This window comes from Stenotrophomonas sp. 78350_Sma, from assembly GCF_056482105.1.
In genome coordinates this window covers 1,387,435-1,401,927 of sequence record NZ_CM151182.1, presented here as the reverse complement: position 1 = coordinate 1,401,927, position 14,493 = coordinate 1,387,435, and the positions used below count along the sequence as shown (strand labels likewise).

13 protein-coding genes are annotated in these 14,493 nt (G+C 67.5%); 11 read left to right on the top strand and 2 right to left on the bottom strand.

Annotation, left to right across the window (positions count from 1 at the left end):
- Window positions 1-41 precede the first annotated feature (41 nt).
- Window positions 42-2,291, bottom strand: coding sequence for a TonB-dependent siderophore receptor (locus ACZK4H_RS06465; RefSeq protein WP_099554726.1), 2,250 nt, complete (start codon window positions 2,289-2,291; stop codon window positions 42-44).
- 286 nt (window positions 2,292-2,577) lie between these two features.
- Between ACZK4H_RS06465 and ACZK4H_RS06460 the strand changes: the two genes are divergently transcribed.
- Window positions 2,578-3,993: a GGDEF domain-containing protein gene (locus ACZK4H_RS06460; protein ID WP_099554724.1), complete on the top strand. Its 1,416-nt coding sequence runs from the start codon at window positions 2,578-2,580 to the stop codon at window positions 3,991-3,993.
- A gap of 95 nt (window positions 3,994-4,088) precedes the next feature.
- On the opposite strand, the gene ACZK4H_RS06455 is transcribed toward ACZK4H_RS06460, so the two are convergent.
- Window positions 4,089-5,306 carry an MFS transporter gene (locus ACZK4H_RS06455; RefSeq protein ID WP_197577824.1) on the bottom strand — a complete coding sequence of 406 codons (1,218 nt, stop codon included), beginning with the start codon at window positions 5,304-5,306 and terminating at the stop codon, window positions 4,089-4,091.
- 78 nt (window positions 5,307-5,384) lie between these two features.
- Here ACZK4H_RS06455 and ACZK4H_RS06450 point away from each other — a divergent pair, with 78 nt between their 5' ends.
- The 10 genes from ACZK4H_RS06450 to ACZK4H_RS06405 all read left to right on the top strand — a co-directional run bounded on the left by ACZK4H_RS06450 (window position 5,385) and on the right by ACZK4H_RS06405 (window position 14,471).
- Complete coding sequence (locus ACZK4H_RS06450; protein ID WP_099552400.1) at window positions 5,385-5,834, top strand: winged helix-turn-helix transcriptional regulator; 450 nt, start codon at window positions 5,385-5,387, stop codon at window positions 5,832-5,834.
- 73 nt (window positions 5,835-5,907) lie between these two features.
- Complete coding sequence (locus ACZK4H_RS06445) at window positions 5,908-7,035, top strand: metallophosphoesterase (RefSeq protein WP_099552401.1); 1,128 nt, start codon at window positions 5,908-5,910, stop codon at window positions 7,033-7,035.
- 134 nt (window positions 7,036-7,169) lie between these two features.
- Window positions 7,170-7,853, top strand: a complete 684-nt coding sequence (locus ACZK4H_RS06440; protein ID WP_099552402.1) for a response regulator — start codon at window positions 7,170-7,172, stop codon at window positions 7,851-7,853.
- A complete protein-coding gene (locus ACZK4H_RS06435; protein WP_099552403.1) occupies window positions 7,850-9,229 on the top strand; it encodes a sensor histidine kinase in 1,380 nt (459 codons plus the stop codon). Before ACZK4H_RS06440 ends, ACZK4H_RS06435 begins: the two co-directional genes overlap by 4 nt.
- A 79-nt stretch (window positions 9,230-9,308) precedes the next feature.
- Entirely contained in the window at window positions 9,309-10,145 is an 837-nt protein-coding gene (locus tag ACZK4H_RS06430) for an alpha/beta hydrolase (RefSeq protein WP_010483180.1), read from the top strand.
- A gap of 1 nt (window position 10,146) precedes the next feature.
- Window positions 10,147-10,506, top strand: a complete 360-nt coding sequence (locus ACZK4H_RS06425) for an EamA family transporter (RefSeq protein ID WP_099552404.1) — start codon at window positions 10,147-10,149, stop codon at window positions 10,504-10,506.
- Window positions 10,503-10,901: a DMT family transporter gene (locus tag ACZK4H_RS06420; protein ID WP_099552405.1), complete on the top strand. Its 399-nt coding sequence runs from the start codon at window positions 10,503-10,505 to the stop codon at window positions 10,899-10,901. The genes ACZK4H_RS06425 and ACZK4H_RS06420 overlap by 4 nt, the downstream gene beginning before the upstream one ends.
- 10 nt (window positions 10,902-10,911) lie before the next feature.
- Window positions 10,912-12,114, top strand: a complete 1,203-nt coding sequence (locus ACZK4H_RS06415) for a DegT/DnrJ/EryC1/StrS family aminotransferase (RefSeq protein ID WP_099552406.1) — start codon at window positions 10,912-10,914, stop codon at window positions 12,112-12,114.
- A gap of 174 nt (window positions 12,115-12,288) precedes the next feature.
- Window positions 12,289-13,005 (top strand): MtnX-like HAD-IB family phosphatase, encoded by a 717-nt coding sequence (locus ACZK4H_RS06410; protein WP_099552407.1) that lies wholly within the window; start codon window positions 12,289-12,291, stop codon window positions 13,003-13,005.
- Window positions 13,006-13,070: 65 nt separating this feature from the next.
- Entirely contained in the window at window positions 13,071-14,471 is a 1,401-nt protein-coding gene (locus ACZK4H_RS06405; protein ID WP_006425764.1) for an aspartate aminotransferase family protein, read from the top strand.
- Window positions 14,472-14,493 lie beyond the last annotated feature (22 nt).

The window sequence follows — 14,493 nt, the reverse complement described above, 5'->3', positions numbered from 1 at the left end:
CAGGCTGCGCCGGGGAACGCCCCGGCGCAGTTCTCATCGGATCAGAACCCGAAACGCAGGCTGGCCCAGTACGCGCGGCCCGGCTCGTTGTAGGTTGCCGCGCCGGCATCGCTGCTGTTGGCCTCGCGGAACAGGCGCTTGTCGGCCAGGTTGTTGACGCCGAAACCGAAGCTGACCGTCTCGGTCACCTTGTAGCGCGCGCTCACGCCCCAGATGTTGTACGCACCACGGTCCTGCAGCGCGAGCGACGGATCGCAGGTACCGGTGCAGCGCGGATCATTGTTGATGTTGGTGGTGGCCGGCTTCTGCTTGCCGTAGAACGTGCCGGTCAGCAGCAGCGACAGCTTGTCGGTGGCCTGCCAGTCCAGCATCGTGTTGACGGTGTACTTCGGAATCACCGACAGCGGCTGGCCGGTGCTCTTGTTCTCGTTTTCCACCATGTAGGTGAAGTTGTTGCTCCACTTCAGGCGGTTGCCCTGCTCGCCCAGCAACGGGATCACCAGGTTGCCTTCAAGCCCCTGCACGATCGCCTTCGGTGCGTTCTCCCAGCGGAAGATGCGGCCCCTGGTGTCGGCAGTCAGGCCGATCTGGGTGTAGCCGGCCTGGATCTTGTCCTTGTAGTCGTTGTGGAAGTAGGTCAACGACGCCTGCCAGCCGCTCTGCGGTGCCCACTCGATGCCCAGTTCCTTGTTCAGGCTGGTTTCCGCCTTCAGGTCCGCGTTGCCGCGCATGTAGCAGCCGGCGCCCAGGCTTGGCAGTGCATTCGGGCAGCCATTGCCACGGGTGTAGTACAGATAGTCCGGATTCGACTGGTACAGGTTCGGCGCCTTGAACGCGCGGGCGATGCCGCCCTTTACCACCCAGTCGCTGTTGATGCGGAACTGCGCATTGAGGCTGGGGCTGGTGTTGTTGCCGAACTGGCTGTGGTGGTCGAAGCGCAGGCCCGGGGTAACGATCCAGCGCTCACCCAGGTAGATGTTGTCTTCCACGAACACGGCCGTGGTCTGCGCGTCGGACTTGCCGCGTGCGCGATCGGCCGACAGCCCCGGGATGCCGCCGCCGCTGGTACTGGACTGGCTCATCGAATACGGGTCGGTCAGGCGGCTGTCCAGGTACTCGAAGCCCAGCGTCCAGATGTTCTCGGCGCCGCCCAGCGTGGTCGGGAAACTCACTTCGCCATCCAGCTGGTAGTTGCGCAGGCGCGAGGTCGACCAGTCGGTACCGTTGAAGCTGCCTTCCGGGCCACCGGCCAGGCCTTCGTTGATGCGCGAGTTGTTCACCGCTTCCACCGCGGCGGTCACCCGCGAGGTCACGTCGCCCCAGCGGCCACGATGGGTGATCGCGCCGGTGTTGCGGTACATGCGGTTGGTTTCCGCCTTGTTGTCGGCCAGGGCGGCCAGATCGATGCCGGTCGAAGTGCCGGTGGTGCTGACCGCACGGTCGCCGGCGTAGATGTTGCCCTGGCGGCTGGTGCCGGCTTCGAACTCCACCACCTGGTTGGCGGTCACGTCCCAGCGCAGCAGCGCGTTGACATCGCGGTTCTTGACGCCCTCGCGGCCGGCCGGCGGCACCGCGTTCGGATTCGTCGCGAAGTCACGGTTGAGTTCCAGCGAATCGGCGTCGGTCTTGTTGAGATTGCCGTACAGGCGGAACGACAGGGTGTCGGTCATCGGCCCGCTCAACTGCAGGCCGACGCGCTCGCTGCCGCCTTCGGCGCTGTGCTCGGGCACCAGGCCGTACAGGTCGACCGCACCGGTCAGGTCGCCGGTCGGGCGCTTGGTGATGATGTTGACCACGCCGCCAGAAGCACCGGAGCCATAGCGTGCCGCCGCCGGGCCGCGCAGCACTTCGATGCGCTCGATCATTTCCGCCGGCACCCAGTTGGTGTCACCGCGGGTATTGCGCTCACCGCTGCGCCCCATGCGCACGGCATCGCGTGCGCCGATGCGCTTGCCATCGACCAGGATCAGGGTGTTTTCCGGGCCCATGCCACGCAGATCGATCTGGCGGTTGTTGCCGTACTGGCCCGAGGCACTGTTGCCGGTCAGGTTGACGCCGGGCATGGTCCGCAGCAGCTCGGCGATGTCATTGGCTGGCGGGCGCCGGGCGATGTCCTCGGCGGTGATGGTCGAGGTACCCAGTGCCTGGCGCGCGATCTGCGAGGCGGTGACGTGCACCGTGTCGATATCGGTAGCGTCGGTTTCGGCCTGGGCGGTCAGGGCACTGCCGGCCAGCAGGGCGGCAACAGCAAGCGCCAGCGGGCGCGGCGATAGGACAACGGCAGGAGACATGATCAGGACCTTCTGGCAGGGCTACGGGGCCTCTGGCAAAGGGCTTGAGGCAGCGACGAGGGGGAGGCGGAGCAGTGCTGCAGGCACCTGCAGCCCGTTCCGTGCGCGCATTCTCCCACCAATGCGATTGATTCTCAAATGCGTTCACTCATTGCCGCAGCGGCGCCGATCTGGTTTGCGCACCGTGCAACCCTGCACGGCGCGTAAACTGGCCGGCTAACCCGCCATCAACCGCACGCCTCCGCGGCCGATACCCGTGGTTTGTCGTACGCAGTCAGAGATCGACGTGGAAACACCCCAACTGGACGATGCCAGCCAGCCGCTGGCCGAGGCGTGGCAGCTGTGCCTGCAGCAGGCCGGCCCAGCCGCTACCGCGCTGCTGCATGCCGCTGCCGCCGATGCCCCACCGGCGCTGGCCCAACGCTTCTACGAAGTGCTGCTGCAGGACGCGCGTGCACGCCGCTTCCTGTCCCATGACCAGGTCAAGCAGCGCCTGCAGCCGGCCATGCAGCGCTGGCTGGTGCAGCTGCTGACCACCGACGCCGCCGGCGTCGTCGCCACCGTTGCCTCGCAACGGGTGATCGGCGATGTGCATGCACGGGTCGGTATTCCCGTCGACCTGGTCACCCGCGGCGCGCGCGTGCTCAAGCACGCGCTGTTCGTGCGCCTGCGTGACGACGCGCCCGACAGTGCCACCGCATTCGCCGCCATCGACTGCCTCAGTGCGATCATGGACATCGCCATGGAAGGCATGACCCTCGCCTACACCCATGCGCGCGAGCGCTCCAGCCGCGCCGACGCGGCATACCGGCTGTTCTCGCTGGTGCAGAACGTCAGCACCGAACGCGAGCGCCAGCGTGCACTGCTGCTGGACTGGGAAAACGCCCTCCTCTACGCGTTGGCCGGCCATATGCAGGGAAGCGACAGCGCCAGCCTGGCCACCTCCGAATTCGGCCTGTGGTTCACCCACAAGGGTATTCCCAGCTTTGGCGAAAGCAGCGAGACCCAGCAGGTCGGCCGGCTGATGGCCCGCATCGACGGATGCCTGCAGCGCGCCACGGACGATGACCCTGCGCAACGCCTGGCAGCCCTGCCGTCGATCCGCGAGGACCTGGCCAGCATCCGTACCCTGATGACGCTGCTGTTCGAACGCATCGGCGAACTGGATGCCGGCAGCGACGCGCTGACCAACCTGCTCAACCGCCGCTTCCTGCCCACCGTGCTGCGCCGGGAAATCGAGCTGGCCACACGCAACCGCACGCCGTTCTCGCTGCTGCTGCTCGACCTGGATCATTTCAAGGCAATCAACGACGGCCACGGCCACGATGCCGGCGACCGCGCGTTGCAGCACGTCGCCGGCCTGCTCGGCCAGCTGACCCGCGGCAGTGATTACCTGTTCCGCTATGGCGGCGAGGAGTTCGTGGTGGTGCTGGTCGCGGCCAGCGAATCACAGGCCGCGGTGATCGCCGAGAGCCTGCGCCGGCAGATCGCACAGTCGCCGGTAGCACTGGCCAATGGCCAGGTGCTGGAGCTGACCGCCAGCATCGGCGTGGCCGGTCACGATGGTCATCCGGATTACGAGCGGCTGATGGCACGTGCCGACGCCGCGATGTACGAGGCCAAGCGCAGCGGCCGCAACCGCGTGGTGGTGGCCAGCGCGGACCTGCAGGAAGCCCCGGGACGGCGTGCACTGCAGCGATGACGACAGGACAGGTAGAGTCGACCGCTGGTCGACTATCGCGCGCAGCGCGGGATTTTTCGCACGCGGGGCGAAGAGCAGTCGACTGACAGTCGCCTCTACCGACAGCCGGCTCGACCAATACGGCCGCCAGCTGCTGCTTTCACCGCCACCACCCACCACGCCGCCCACCACAGCAGCGCGAGCACCGCGATGCCGGCGCCCAGCAGGCACACCGCAGGCCAGCCATGCCGGGCCTGCATCCAGGGCCCAGCCGCCGCACCGGCACCGCTACCCACGGCATAGAACAGCATGTACAAGGCCACCAGGCGTCCATGCTGCTCACCCGGCGCGCCCAGCAGCAGCGCCTGGTTCGATACATGCAGCGCCTGCCCACCCAGATCGAGCACGATCACACCCAGCAGCAGCAACGACAGCGACTGCGGCAGGCCCAGCAGCGGCCACCACGCGACCAGCATCAGCAGCAACGCGCCAAGACTGACCCGATCGGCAAAACCGCAGTCCATCCAGTGCCCGACCCGCGCTGCCATCAATGCACCCACCACCCCGGCCAGGCCCAGCGCACCGATGGCCGCGGTGGACCAGTGCAGCGGCGGTGCCGACAGCGGCAACGGGGCGGCGGCCCAGAACACGTTGAGCCCCGCAAACAGCAGCAACGCCAGCGGCCCGCGCTCGCGCAGCGTTCGGTCCTCGCGCAGCATGCCCAGCATCGAGCCCAGCAGTTCGCCCCAACGTGGCGGCAACGCCGGTATCGGCACGGCCGGCAGGCGCCGCCACAGCAGTATGGACAGGGCCGCCATCACCGCTGCCGACAACAGGTAGACCGCTTGCCAGCCGGCGATGGCCGCCACCGTGCCGGACAGCACCCGCGCCAGCAGCAGCCCGATGAACACCCCGCCCTGCACCACCCCCACCACGCGCCCGCGCTGCGTGGCCGGGGCCATCGCTGCCGTGTAGGCGATCAAGCCCTGGGTCAGCGCGGTGCCCAACAGCCCGGCCAGCAGCATGCCCGACAACAGCCAGCTGGCCGTGCGTGCCGCCGCCAGCCACAGCAGAGCCACCACCAGTGCCGCCAACTGCAGCCGCAGCAGGCGCCGCCGATCACCGCGATCAGCCAGCGGCAGCAATCCGATTAATGCCAGCACGCTGCCGGCCTGGGTCGCGGCCAGCACCGCACCGGCTACTGCCCGCTCCAAGGCAAAGGCCTGCGCCAGCCGATCCAGCAGCGGTTGTGCGTAATAGACATTGGCAACGCTGGCACCGGCGGCAACCGCAAGCAGCACCAGCAGGGAGCGTGGAATCGGCATGGCATTCATTATCTGGTTGCATATTGAAACCGGATGCAGGCTAGCGCCATTGGTTTTAAACTGCAACCACATCGGACGGAGACCGCCATGCACGCAGACAGCCCCTGCCCCGTTGCCCGCAGCGCCGATCTGCTCGGTGATCGCTGGGCACTGCTGGTGATCCGCGATGCCTTCGACGGCGTCAGCCGCTTCGGCGACTTCCAGCGCAGCCTGGGCGCCGCCCGCAACATCCTCAGTGATCGCCTGCGCAGGCTGGTCGAGGCCGGCATCCTGCAACTGCAACCGGCCTCCGACGGCTCGGCCTACCAGGAATACGTGCTCACCGCCGCAGGCCTGGAACTGTTCCCGCTGCTGGTCGCACTGCGCCAGTGGGGAGAGCGCCATCGCTTCGGTGCAGGCGAAGCCCATTCACAGCTGATCGAATCGGCGACGCGGCGGCCGCTGCCCTACATGCAGCCGCGCGGGCGTGACGGCCAGCCCCTGCAGGCCGCCGCAACACGTGTGCGCAAGCTCAAGGACGACGGGCACGGCGCCTGACCCGCCCATTCGCGCACACCACGATCCGGTCGTGCCGGTTAGCATCGGATGTTTCCGCCGCCGGACACCGCCGATGTCGCGCTATCGCCCTTCCCTGATGACCGCCCTGCTGCTGCCGCTGCTGGCCTGCAGCGCCGGAGCCACACAGGCCCGCGAGGTTGCCGCGCCCGCCGACCACGTGCAGGCCGATGGCCCCTATGTGTTCCGCGAGGGCGACCGGCTGCAGGCCAGATGGATCTGCGACGACAAGGTCGAGTCGCACACGCTTGCCACGCAGGCCGCAGGTACCGATATCGCCCCGCGCTGCGGCTACGAACACACGGTGCATGTGGCTGCCCCGAATGCACCGTCGATCTCGGTGCTGCCGGCCGTGCCACGCATCGTCGCGCTGTCCGACATCCACGGCCAGTACGGACTGCTGGTGCGCCTGCTGCGCGCCCACCAGGTCATCGACGCACAGGATCGCTGGGCGCTGGGCAAGGACACCCTGGTCATCGCCGGCGATGTATTCGATCGCGGCCCGCAGGTGACCGAAGCCTTCTGGCTGCTGTATGGCCTGCAGCAGCAGGCGGCTGCGGCCGGCGGCGCGGTGCACTTCGTGCTCGGCAACCACGAGACCATGGTGCTGTACGACGACCTGCGCTATGTCAACCCGAAGTACCTGCGCAGCGCCCAGCTGCTCGGTCGCAGCTACCCGCAACTGTACGGTCCCGACTCGGTGATCGGGCAGTGGCTGCGCACCCGCCCGGTACTGCTGAAGATCGGTGACACCCTGTTCCTGCACGGCGGCATTTCGCCCGAAGCCGTCGAGCTGGCGCTGGACCCGGCGCGCACCAACGCGGCCTACCAGGCCTCGCTCGGCCTGCCCAGGGCCGAAGTGAAGGCCGACCCGGCCACCGCACCGCTGTATGACGGCAAGACCAGCCCGATCTGGTACCGCGGCTACTTCGATGGGCGCCTGGACACCGCAGGGGTGCAGAACGTGCTCGACCGCCTGCAGCTCTCGCGCATCGTGGTCGGCCATACCTCGATGCCGCATGTCAGCAGCTTCCATGGCGACCGTGTGATCGCCATCGACAGCAGCATCAAGAACGGCGAGAACGGCGAACTGCTGTTCATCGAAGATGGCAGGCTCAGCCGTGGCCTGCTGGACGGTTCGCGGGTGCCGCTGGCGCAGGGCGAGCCCGGCCTGCAGGACTGAATGGCGGGACAGCGCGACGGCACCCGGCGGTAGCGGCGCGCTCCACCTTCACCCGGTTTGCGGCTACCCTCGGCAGCCGAGAGAGGCCCACCCCGTCCATCCGGTGAGCCTGACCGTTACAGGAGCCCCCGCGCATGCGCGTTCTGATTGCTGAAGACGACCCGGATATCGCCTCCGGCCTGTGCGCCTCGCTGCGCCGGCAGGGCCATGTGGTCGACCACGTCGACAATGGCGCGCACGCCGACGCCGCGCTGGGCTCGACCCAGTACGCGCTGCTGGTACTGGACCTTGGCCTGCCACAGCTGGATGGCCGCGATGTGCTGCAGCGCCTGCGCCTGCGCGGAGATGGCCTCGCAGTGCTGGTGGTGACCGCCCGTGACGGTCTGGCCGAGCGCGTGCGTGTGCTCGACCTGGGTGCCGACGACTACCTGGTCAAGCCGTTCGCGCTGGACGAATTTGAAGCACGCGTGCGTGCCCAGCTGCGCCGGGTCACCAGCAATGGCAACCCGGACCTGCGCATCGGCCGCCTGCGCATTGACCTGGCCGGGCATCGGGTGTGGATCGACGACCAGTCGCTGGAACTGACCGCGCGCGAATTCGGCCTGCTGTCGGCACTGGCGGTACGCGCCGAGCGCATCGTATCGCGCGCGCAGCTGGTGGAAGCGCTGTGCGACTGGGGCCAGGACCTCACCGACAACGGCCTGGACATCGCCCTGCACCGCCTGCGCCGCAAGCTGCAGCCCGGCGGCATGGGCATCCGCACCGTGCGCGGGCTGGGCTACATGCTGGAAGACGCGCAGGACGAAAGCGCCTCGTGATCAGTGGCCCCCCCAGCCTGCGCCGGCGCCTGCTCGCCTTCCTGGCGCTGCCGATGCTGGGCCTGCTCACCTTCAACACGATCCTGGCCTATTACGTTGCGCTGGACTATTCCAACCGCATCCACGACCGCAACCTGATCGACGACACGCATTCGTTCGCGCAGATGCTGAGCACCATGCCGGTGACCAGCGACCTGTCTCCGCAGGCGCGCTTCCTGATCGAGTACGACCCCGACGGCCATCGCTACTTCAACGTCGACAGCAGCCGCAAGGGCACCCTCAGCGGCAACGCCGACTTCAGCCCCTATGCCCCCTCGCAGGACTGCACCGGCGTGCATCCGGCGCTGTACGACGGCAACCTCAATGGCCAGCAGGTGCGCATGGCCACCGTCTGCACGCAGGCGATGAACGATCCGCAGGACCAGCTGGCGGTGACGGTGGCCGAGAGCATGGCCGACCGCCGACAGCGTGCGCGCGAGATCCTGATGATCATCATCCCGCTGATGACCATGCTGGCGCTGGGCACTGCCGCGCTGGTCTGGTTCGGCGTGACCTACGGCCTGCGTATCCTGACCCCGCTGAGGACCCGCCTGGCGCAGCGCCGCGGCGAACTGGCACCGATCTCCGATGCCGATGTGCCGGAGGAGATCCAGCCACTGATCAGCACCATCGACGATCTGTTTGCCCGCCAGGCGGAAATGATCACCCTGCAGAACCGCTTCATCGCCGATGCCGCGCACCAGCTGCGTTCGCCGCTGGCGGGCATGGCCCTGCACGTGGACCAGGCGCTGGCACACGGTGACCCCGATACGGTGCGCGAGGCACTGCAGCACATCCGCCGGCTCAACCAGCGCACGGCCCGGGTCAGCACCCAGCTGCTGGCGCTGAGCCGGGCGCAGACCGTGCCCGATACCGTGGAGGCACTGGATCTGTGCGAGCTGGTGCCGCAGTGGGTCGGCACGCGCGTTCCGGAGGCGATCCGTGATGGCATCGACCTGGGCTACCGCGGCAGCCCCCATCCGCTGCGTGTACTCGGCAACGGCGCCATGCTGCAGGAAGCGCTGGACAACCTGATCGACAACGCCCTGCGTTATGCCGGCCGCAATGCGACCGTCACGGTCGGCGTGCACGCGCTGGACGACAATGATGTCGAACTGTATGTGGAAGACAACGGCCCCGGCGTGCCCGACGACGTGATGCCACGGCTGGGCGAGCGCTTCTTCCGGGCACCGGGCACCGCTGCCAGCGGCACCGGCCTCGGCCTGGCCATCGCGCACGAGGCGGTGGAGCACTTCGGCGGCCGCCTGAGCTTCCTGAACCGCCCCGGTGGCGGACTGAAGGTCGCCATCACACTGCCGCTGCTGAAGGCGCCCTGACCCGGCCCGGGGCGCTGAAAGGCTGGCGAAAATCGCGCTTGCGATCCTGCCATCCCCACTGCCGTCCCGGAGCCGCCAGGTGACCGAATCGCACGACTTCTTCCTCCCCGGTGGCCCACAGGGCGTGCTGCTGGTCCATGGCCTGACCGGCACCCCGGCGGAAATGCGCATGCTGGGCAAAGGGCTGAACAACGCCGGTTTCACCGTGCACGGCGTGCAGCTGCCCGGCCATTGCGGCAGCGTGGATGACCTGCTGGCGACCACCTGGGAACAGTGGTACCAGGGTGTGGAAGATGCGGCGGCAACCCTGCGCGGCAAGGTTGACCAGCTGTTCGTCGGTGGCCTGTCGATGGGCGCGGTGCTGTCACTGGCCCTGGCTGCACGTCGCCCGGAGTGGGTGTCCGGGGTCGGCGTATACGGCGCCACTTTCCGCTACGACGGCTGGAACATCCCCGCCGTGGCCCGCTTCTCGTTCCTGCTGCCGTGGTTCAAGCGCTTCAACATCGGCCGCGACCGCATGTTCATGGAAGAGCCGCCCTACGGCCTGCGTGACGAGCGACTGCGTGCGCAGGTCAGCGCCGCCATGCTGTCCGGCGACAGTGCCGCCGCCGGGCTGCCGGGCAACCCCTGGCATGCGCTGGCCGAGATGCGTGCGCTGAGCAACTGGACCCGCCGCCATCTGCACCAGGTCACCGCACCGTGCCTGGTGATGCACGCCCGCGAAGACGACGTGGCCAGCATGGGCAACGCCGAGCTGGTGATGTCGCGGGTCAGCGGTCCGAAGGAACTGGTGGTACTGGAAGACAGCTACCACATGATCACCATCGACCGCGAACGCCGCGATGTGATCCGTCGCAGCGCGCGCTTTTTCACCGAGATCGGTGAGCGCACGGGCGTACTCAAGGCGGTGGCCTGAGATGGGGGCACTCGCCACGCTGCTGTGGCTGGCCAACGTGGTGCTCGATACCGGTGGCCAGCTTGCCTTCAAGGCCGCCGCCAGCGACCCGCAGGACGGCGAAGGCCTGCAGCGCTGGAAACACATGCTCAGCCGGCCCTGGCTGTGGATCGGCATCGCCTGCTACGTGCTTGAGTTCGTCGCCTGGATCGCGTTCCTGTCGCTGGTGCCGCTGTCCAAGGGCGTGCTGCTGGGCTCGATCAACATCGTCGCGCTGATGATCGCCGGCCGTTTCCTGTTCCGCGAGAAGGTCACCCCGCTGCGGGTGACCGGCATGCTGCTGGTCACTGCAGGCGTGGCGGTGGTGGGGGCCGGCTCATGAGGCGTCTGTATGTGATCGGCTTCCCGCTGCTGATGGCCTTCGACACGCTGGCCCAGCTGTGCTTCAAGTTTGCCGGTGATGCCGCGCTGCCGGTCGAGGCCAACACCGCCTGGCTGCTGCGCGTGCTGTCGCAGCCGTGGGTGTACGGCGCCATCCTCGGCTACGTGGGTGCGTTCTTCACCTGGATGAGCCTGCTGCGCCATGCGCCGATCGGCCCTGCATTTGCCGCATCGCACCTGGAAGTGATCAGCGTTCTGCTGCTGTCGGCGTGGCTGTTGAACGAACCGCTGACCCTGCATCACCTGGTCGGCGCGGTACTGATCGTGGCCGGCATCGTCTGCCTGGGCCGTGCCGAAGCGGACGATCCGCACAGCCCTGCCGAAAGCACCGCATGAGCACGTTGCGATGAGCCTGTTCGCGCGCGAGCTGCCGCCCACCGCCGGCCTGCCGATGCAGGCCAGCGACTTCCTTCCTGGCGGTGGCGACCTGCGCGCGGTCCTGGCCAGCCAGCTCGGCACACCGCCGCTGCAGTTGACCTGTTCCGGCACGCACGCGCTGCTGATCGCGCTGCGAACGCTGCGCAGGCGCACACCCCAGCGCGACACCGTGATCCTGCCGGCCTACACCTGTCCGCTGGTGCCGATCGCGGTGCACAGTCTGGGCCTTCGCGTACAGCTGTGCGACACCCGTCATGGCCACTTCGATTTCGACCCTGGCCAGCTCAAGCGCCTGGCCGATGCACGCACGCTGGCGATCCTGCCCACTCACCTGGGCGGGCGCATCGCCGATGTCGAGCTGGCCTGCGAGGTTGCGCGCGGCGCCGGCGCCTGGGTGATCGAGGATGCCGCGCAGGCGCTCGGCGCACGCGTTGGCAACACCAGTGTCGGCCTGCGCGGCGATATCGGATTCTTCAGCCTGGCCGCCGGCAAGGGCCTGAGCCTGCACGAAGGCGGCCTGCTGGTCAGCCGCGATGACGAACTGCGTGCCGCGCTGGCTGGACATGCCGCCGAACAGGTGCGCTTCAACCTGCGCTGGGAACTGCTGCGCAGTGTGCAGCTGCTCGGCCTGGCCGCCTGCTATCGGCCGTCGCTGCTGTCGCTGGTGTACGGAAATCCGCTGCGCAGCGCATTGCAGCGTGGCGACCTGGAAGAAGCGGTCGGTGACATTTTCCCGCTGGAGATTCCGCAGCACCGGGTCAGCCAGTGGCGGCAGAACATCGGTGCACATGCCGCGCGGCGCCTGCCGGCCTTCCTGCAGGCAGGGCGCCTGCGTGCATTGCAGCTGCGCGTGCAGCTGGCACAGCTGCCGGCGGTGGAAGTGGTCGATGGGCTGGCCGGTACCGGCGGCACCTGGCCGATGCTGATGCTGCTGCTACCCAGCCAGCGGGCCCGCGATGCCGTGCTGAAAGAGCTGTGGCCACGCGGTCTCGGCGCCAGCCGCATGTTCATCCATGCCCTGCCCGACTACGCGTACCTGCGCGGCATCGTGCCGCAGGACGACATGCCCAACGCGCGCGACTTCGCCGCACGCATGCTCACCCTGGGCAACAGCGCCTGGCAGACCCGTGAAGACACGGCCGAAATCCTGCAGGTCCTGGCCCGCGCCTGACCCGTACGTGCACGCGTGGCCTGCGTTCCGCGCATTCATCCATGCACCTTCCTGAACGCTTTCCCAGCCCGTCAATAGAGCCTTTCAACAGGAAAGGAACGAGAAAGGCTGCCTACCTACATTGAGCCTGCCCCGGCATCGGGCCGGGCGTTTCTTTCATCGACGGACCTGCCCATGCACTGGAGCATCCTGTGTGACTTCGATGGCACCATCAGCCTCGAAGATGTCATCGACTCGCTGCTGGAAAAGTACGGCCAGCCGGGCTGGCAGGAACTGGAAGACCAGTGGAAAGCGGGAAAGATCGGCTCGCGTGAATGCATGCAGGGCCAGGTGCGGCTGCTGAAGCTGGACCCGGCCACGCTTGACGCGCACCTGGACCAGGTGCAGATCGATCCGGGCTTCGTCGCCTTCGTCGCCCGCGCCGAGCAGCTGGGCCTGCCGCTGCGCATCGTCAGCGACGGCCTGGACTATGCGATCCACCGCATCCTCGCCAACCACGGCCTGTCGCGGCTGCCGGTGGTGGCCAACCACCTGCGCTGGTGCGAAGACCACTGGGAACTGGAATCGCCCTACCAGGCCGAAGGCTGCCGCAGTGGCACCTGCAAGTGCACCTGCGCCGCGCAGGCACGTGCCAACGAAGCGCCGCGCGTGCTGATGATCGGCGACGGCAGCTCGGATTTCTGCGTGTCCGAAGATGCCGACTTCGTATTCGCCAAGCGCCGCCTGATCACCCATTGCACGAAGGCCGGCATCGAGCATGCCGCCATCGACACCTTCCACGATGCAATCGCGCTGTTGCCGCGCCTGCTCGATGGCAGCCTGCTGCAGCCACGTCGCCTCGACGCCACCCCGCAGCCCGCCGTACCGCCCCTGCTGCTGGCCACCGCCTGAGCACTCCCTTCCAGCCACGCTCCCCCGTTGCCCCCTTTCGAACGTCCTTCACGGAACCGAACTGCATGAACATTTTTGACAAGAACGCCGACGCCGCTGCCTCCGATGCGCAGCTGCTGGCCGATGAAGCCCGCTACAGCTCCTTCGGCGACACCGTCCACTACGTCGACCCGCCGAAGATCTTCCAGCGCGGCGAAGGCAGCTACATGTTCGACGGTGCGGGCGTGCCCTACCTCGACCTGCAGATGTGGTACTCGGCCTGCAACTTCGGCTACAGCAACAAGCGCCTGAACGACGCGCTGAAGGACCAGATCGACACCCTGCCGCAGGTCGCCAGCCAGTACCTGCACCCGACCCGCGTGCAGCTGGCCAAGACCATTGCCGTGGACATGCATGAGAAGTTCGGCCTCGATGGCCGCGTGCACTTCAACGTGGGCGGCGCGCAGGCCATTGAAGACTCGCTGAAGATCGTGCGCAACGCGCGCGGCGGCAAGAGCCTGATGTTCGCCTTCGAAGGCGGCTACCACGGCCGTACCCTGGGTGCGTCGTCGATCACCTCCAGCTACCGCTACCGCCGCCGCTACGGCCACTTCGGCGAGCGCGCGATGTTCATCCCGTTCCCGTACCCCTTCCGTCGTCCGAAGGGCATGACCCCGGACGAATACTCCGACCACTGCGTATGGCAGTTCGAACGCCTGTTCGAAAGCGAATACAACGGCGTGTGGGATCCCAAGGTCGGCCAGGCCGAGTACGCTGCGTTCTACGTCGAGCCGATCCAGGGCACCGGCGGCTATGTCATCCCGCCGCGCAACTTCTTCACCGGCCTCAAGCGCGTGCTGGACAAGTACGGCATCCTGATGGTCGTCGATGAAATCCAGATGGGCTTCTGGCGCACCGGCAAGTTGTGGTCGATCGAGCACTTCGGCGTCACCCCGGACGTGCTGGTGTTCGGCAAGGCGCTGACCAACGGCCTGAACCCGCTGTCGGGCCTGTGGGCGCGCGAAGAACTGATCAACCCGACCGTGTTCCCGCCAGGTTCCACCCACTCCACCTTCAACTCCAACCCGCTGGGCACTCGCCTGGGCCTGGAAGTACTGAAGCTGGGCAAGGAAATGGACTACGAGCGCACCGTGCCGGAAAAGGGCGCGTACTTCCTCGACGGCCTGCGTGGCCTGCAGAAGCGTCACCCGGAAATCGGCGACGTCGACGGCCTGGGCCTGGCCCTGCGCGCCGAGATCTGCCAGACCGACGGCTACACCCCGAACAAGGAACTGCTGGACCGCATGGTCGACATCGGCCTGGCTGGTGACCTCCTGCACGACGGCAAGCGCATGGGCCTCGTGCTCGACGTGGGTGGCTGGTACAAGAACGTGATCACCTTCGCGCCGTCGCTGGACATCAGCTACGAAGAAATCGACCTGGCGATCACCCTGCTTGACCAGGCACTGACCAAGGCCAAGGGCTGACGTCGATGCGCTGCCGGTTCCC

Excerpts from the sequence above, each read along its gene's own strand:
- ACZK4H_RS06465 (WP_099554726.1), bottom strand. The coding sequence starts at position 2,291 with ATGTCTCCTGCCGTTGTCCTATCGCCGCGCCCGCTGGCGCTTGCTGTT.
- ACZK4H_RS06455 (WP_197577824.1), bottom strand. The coding sequence starts at position 5,306 with ATGAATGCCATGCCGATTCCACGCTCCCTGCTGGTGCTGCTTGCGGTT.
- ACZK4H_RS06450 (WP_099552400.1), top strand. The coding sequence starts at position 5,385 with ATGCACGCAGACAGCCCCTGCCCCGTTGCCCGCAGCGCCGATCTGCTC.
- ACZK4H_RS06445 (WP_099552401.1), top strand. The coding sequence starts at position 5,908 with ATGTCGCGCTATCGCCCTTCCCTGATGACCGCCCTGCTGCTGCCGCTG.
- ACZK4H_RS06440 (WP_099552402.1), top strand. The coding sequence starts at position 7,170 with ATGCGCGTTCTGATTGCTGAAGACGACCCGGATATCGCCTCCGGCCTG.
- ACZK4H_RS06425 (WP_099552404.1), top strand. The coding sequence starts at position 10,147 with ATGGGGGCACTCGCCACGCTGCTGTGGCTGGCCAACGTGGTGCTCGAT.
- ACZK4H_RS06420 (WP_099552405.1), top strand. The coding sequence starts at position 10,503 with ATGAGGCGTCTGTATGTGATCGGCTTCCCGCTGCTGATGGCCTTCGAC.
- ACZK4H_RS06415 (WP_099552406.1), top strand. The coding sequence starts at position 10,912 with ATGAGCCTGTTCGCGCGCGAGCTGCCGCCCACCGCCGGCCTGCCGATG.
- ACZK4H_RS06410 (WP_099552407.1), top strand. The coding sequence starts at position 12,289 with ATGCACTGGAGCATCCTGTGTGACTTCGATGGCACCATCAGCCTCGAA.
- ACZK4H_RS06405 (WP_006425764.1), top strand. The coding sequence starts at position 13,071 with ATGAACATTTTTGACAAGAACGCCGACGCCGCTGCCTCCGATGCGCAG.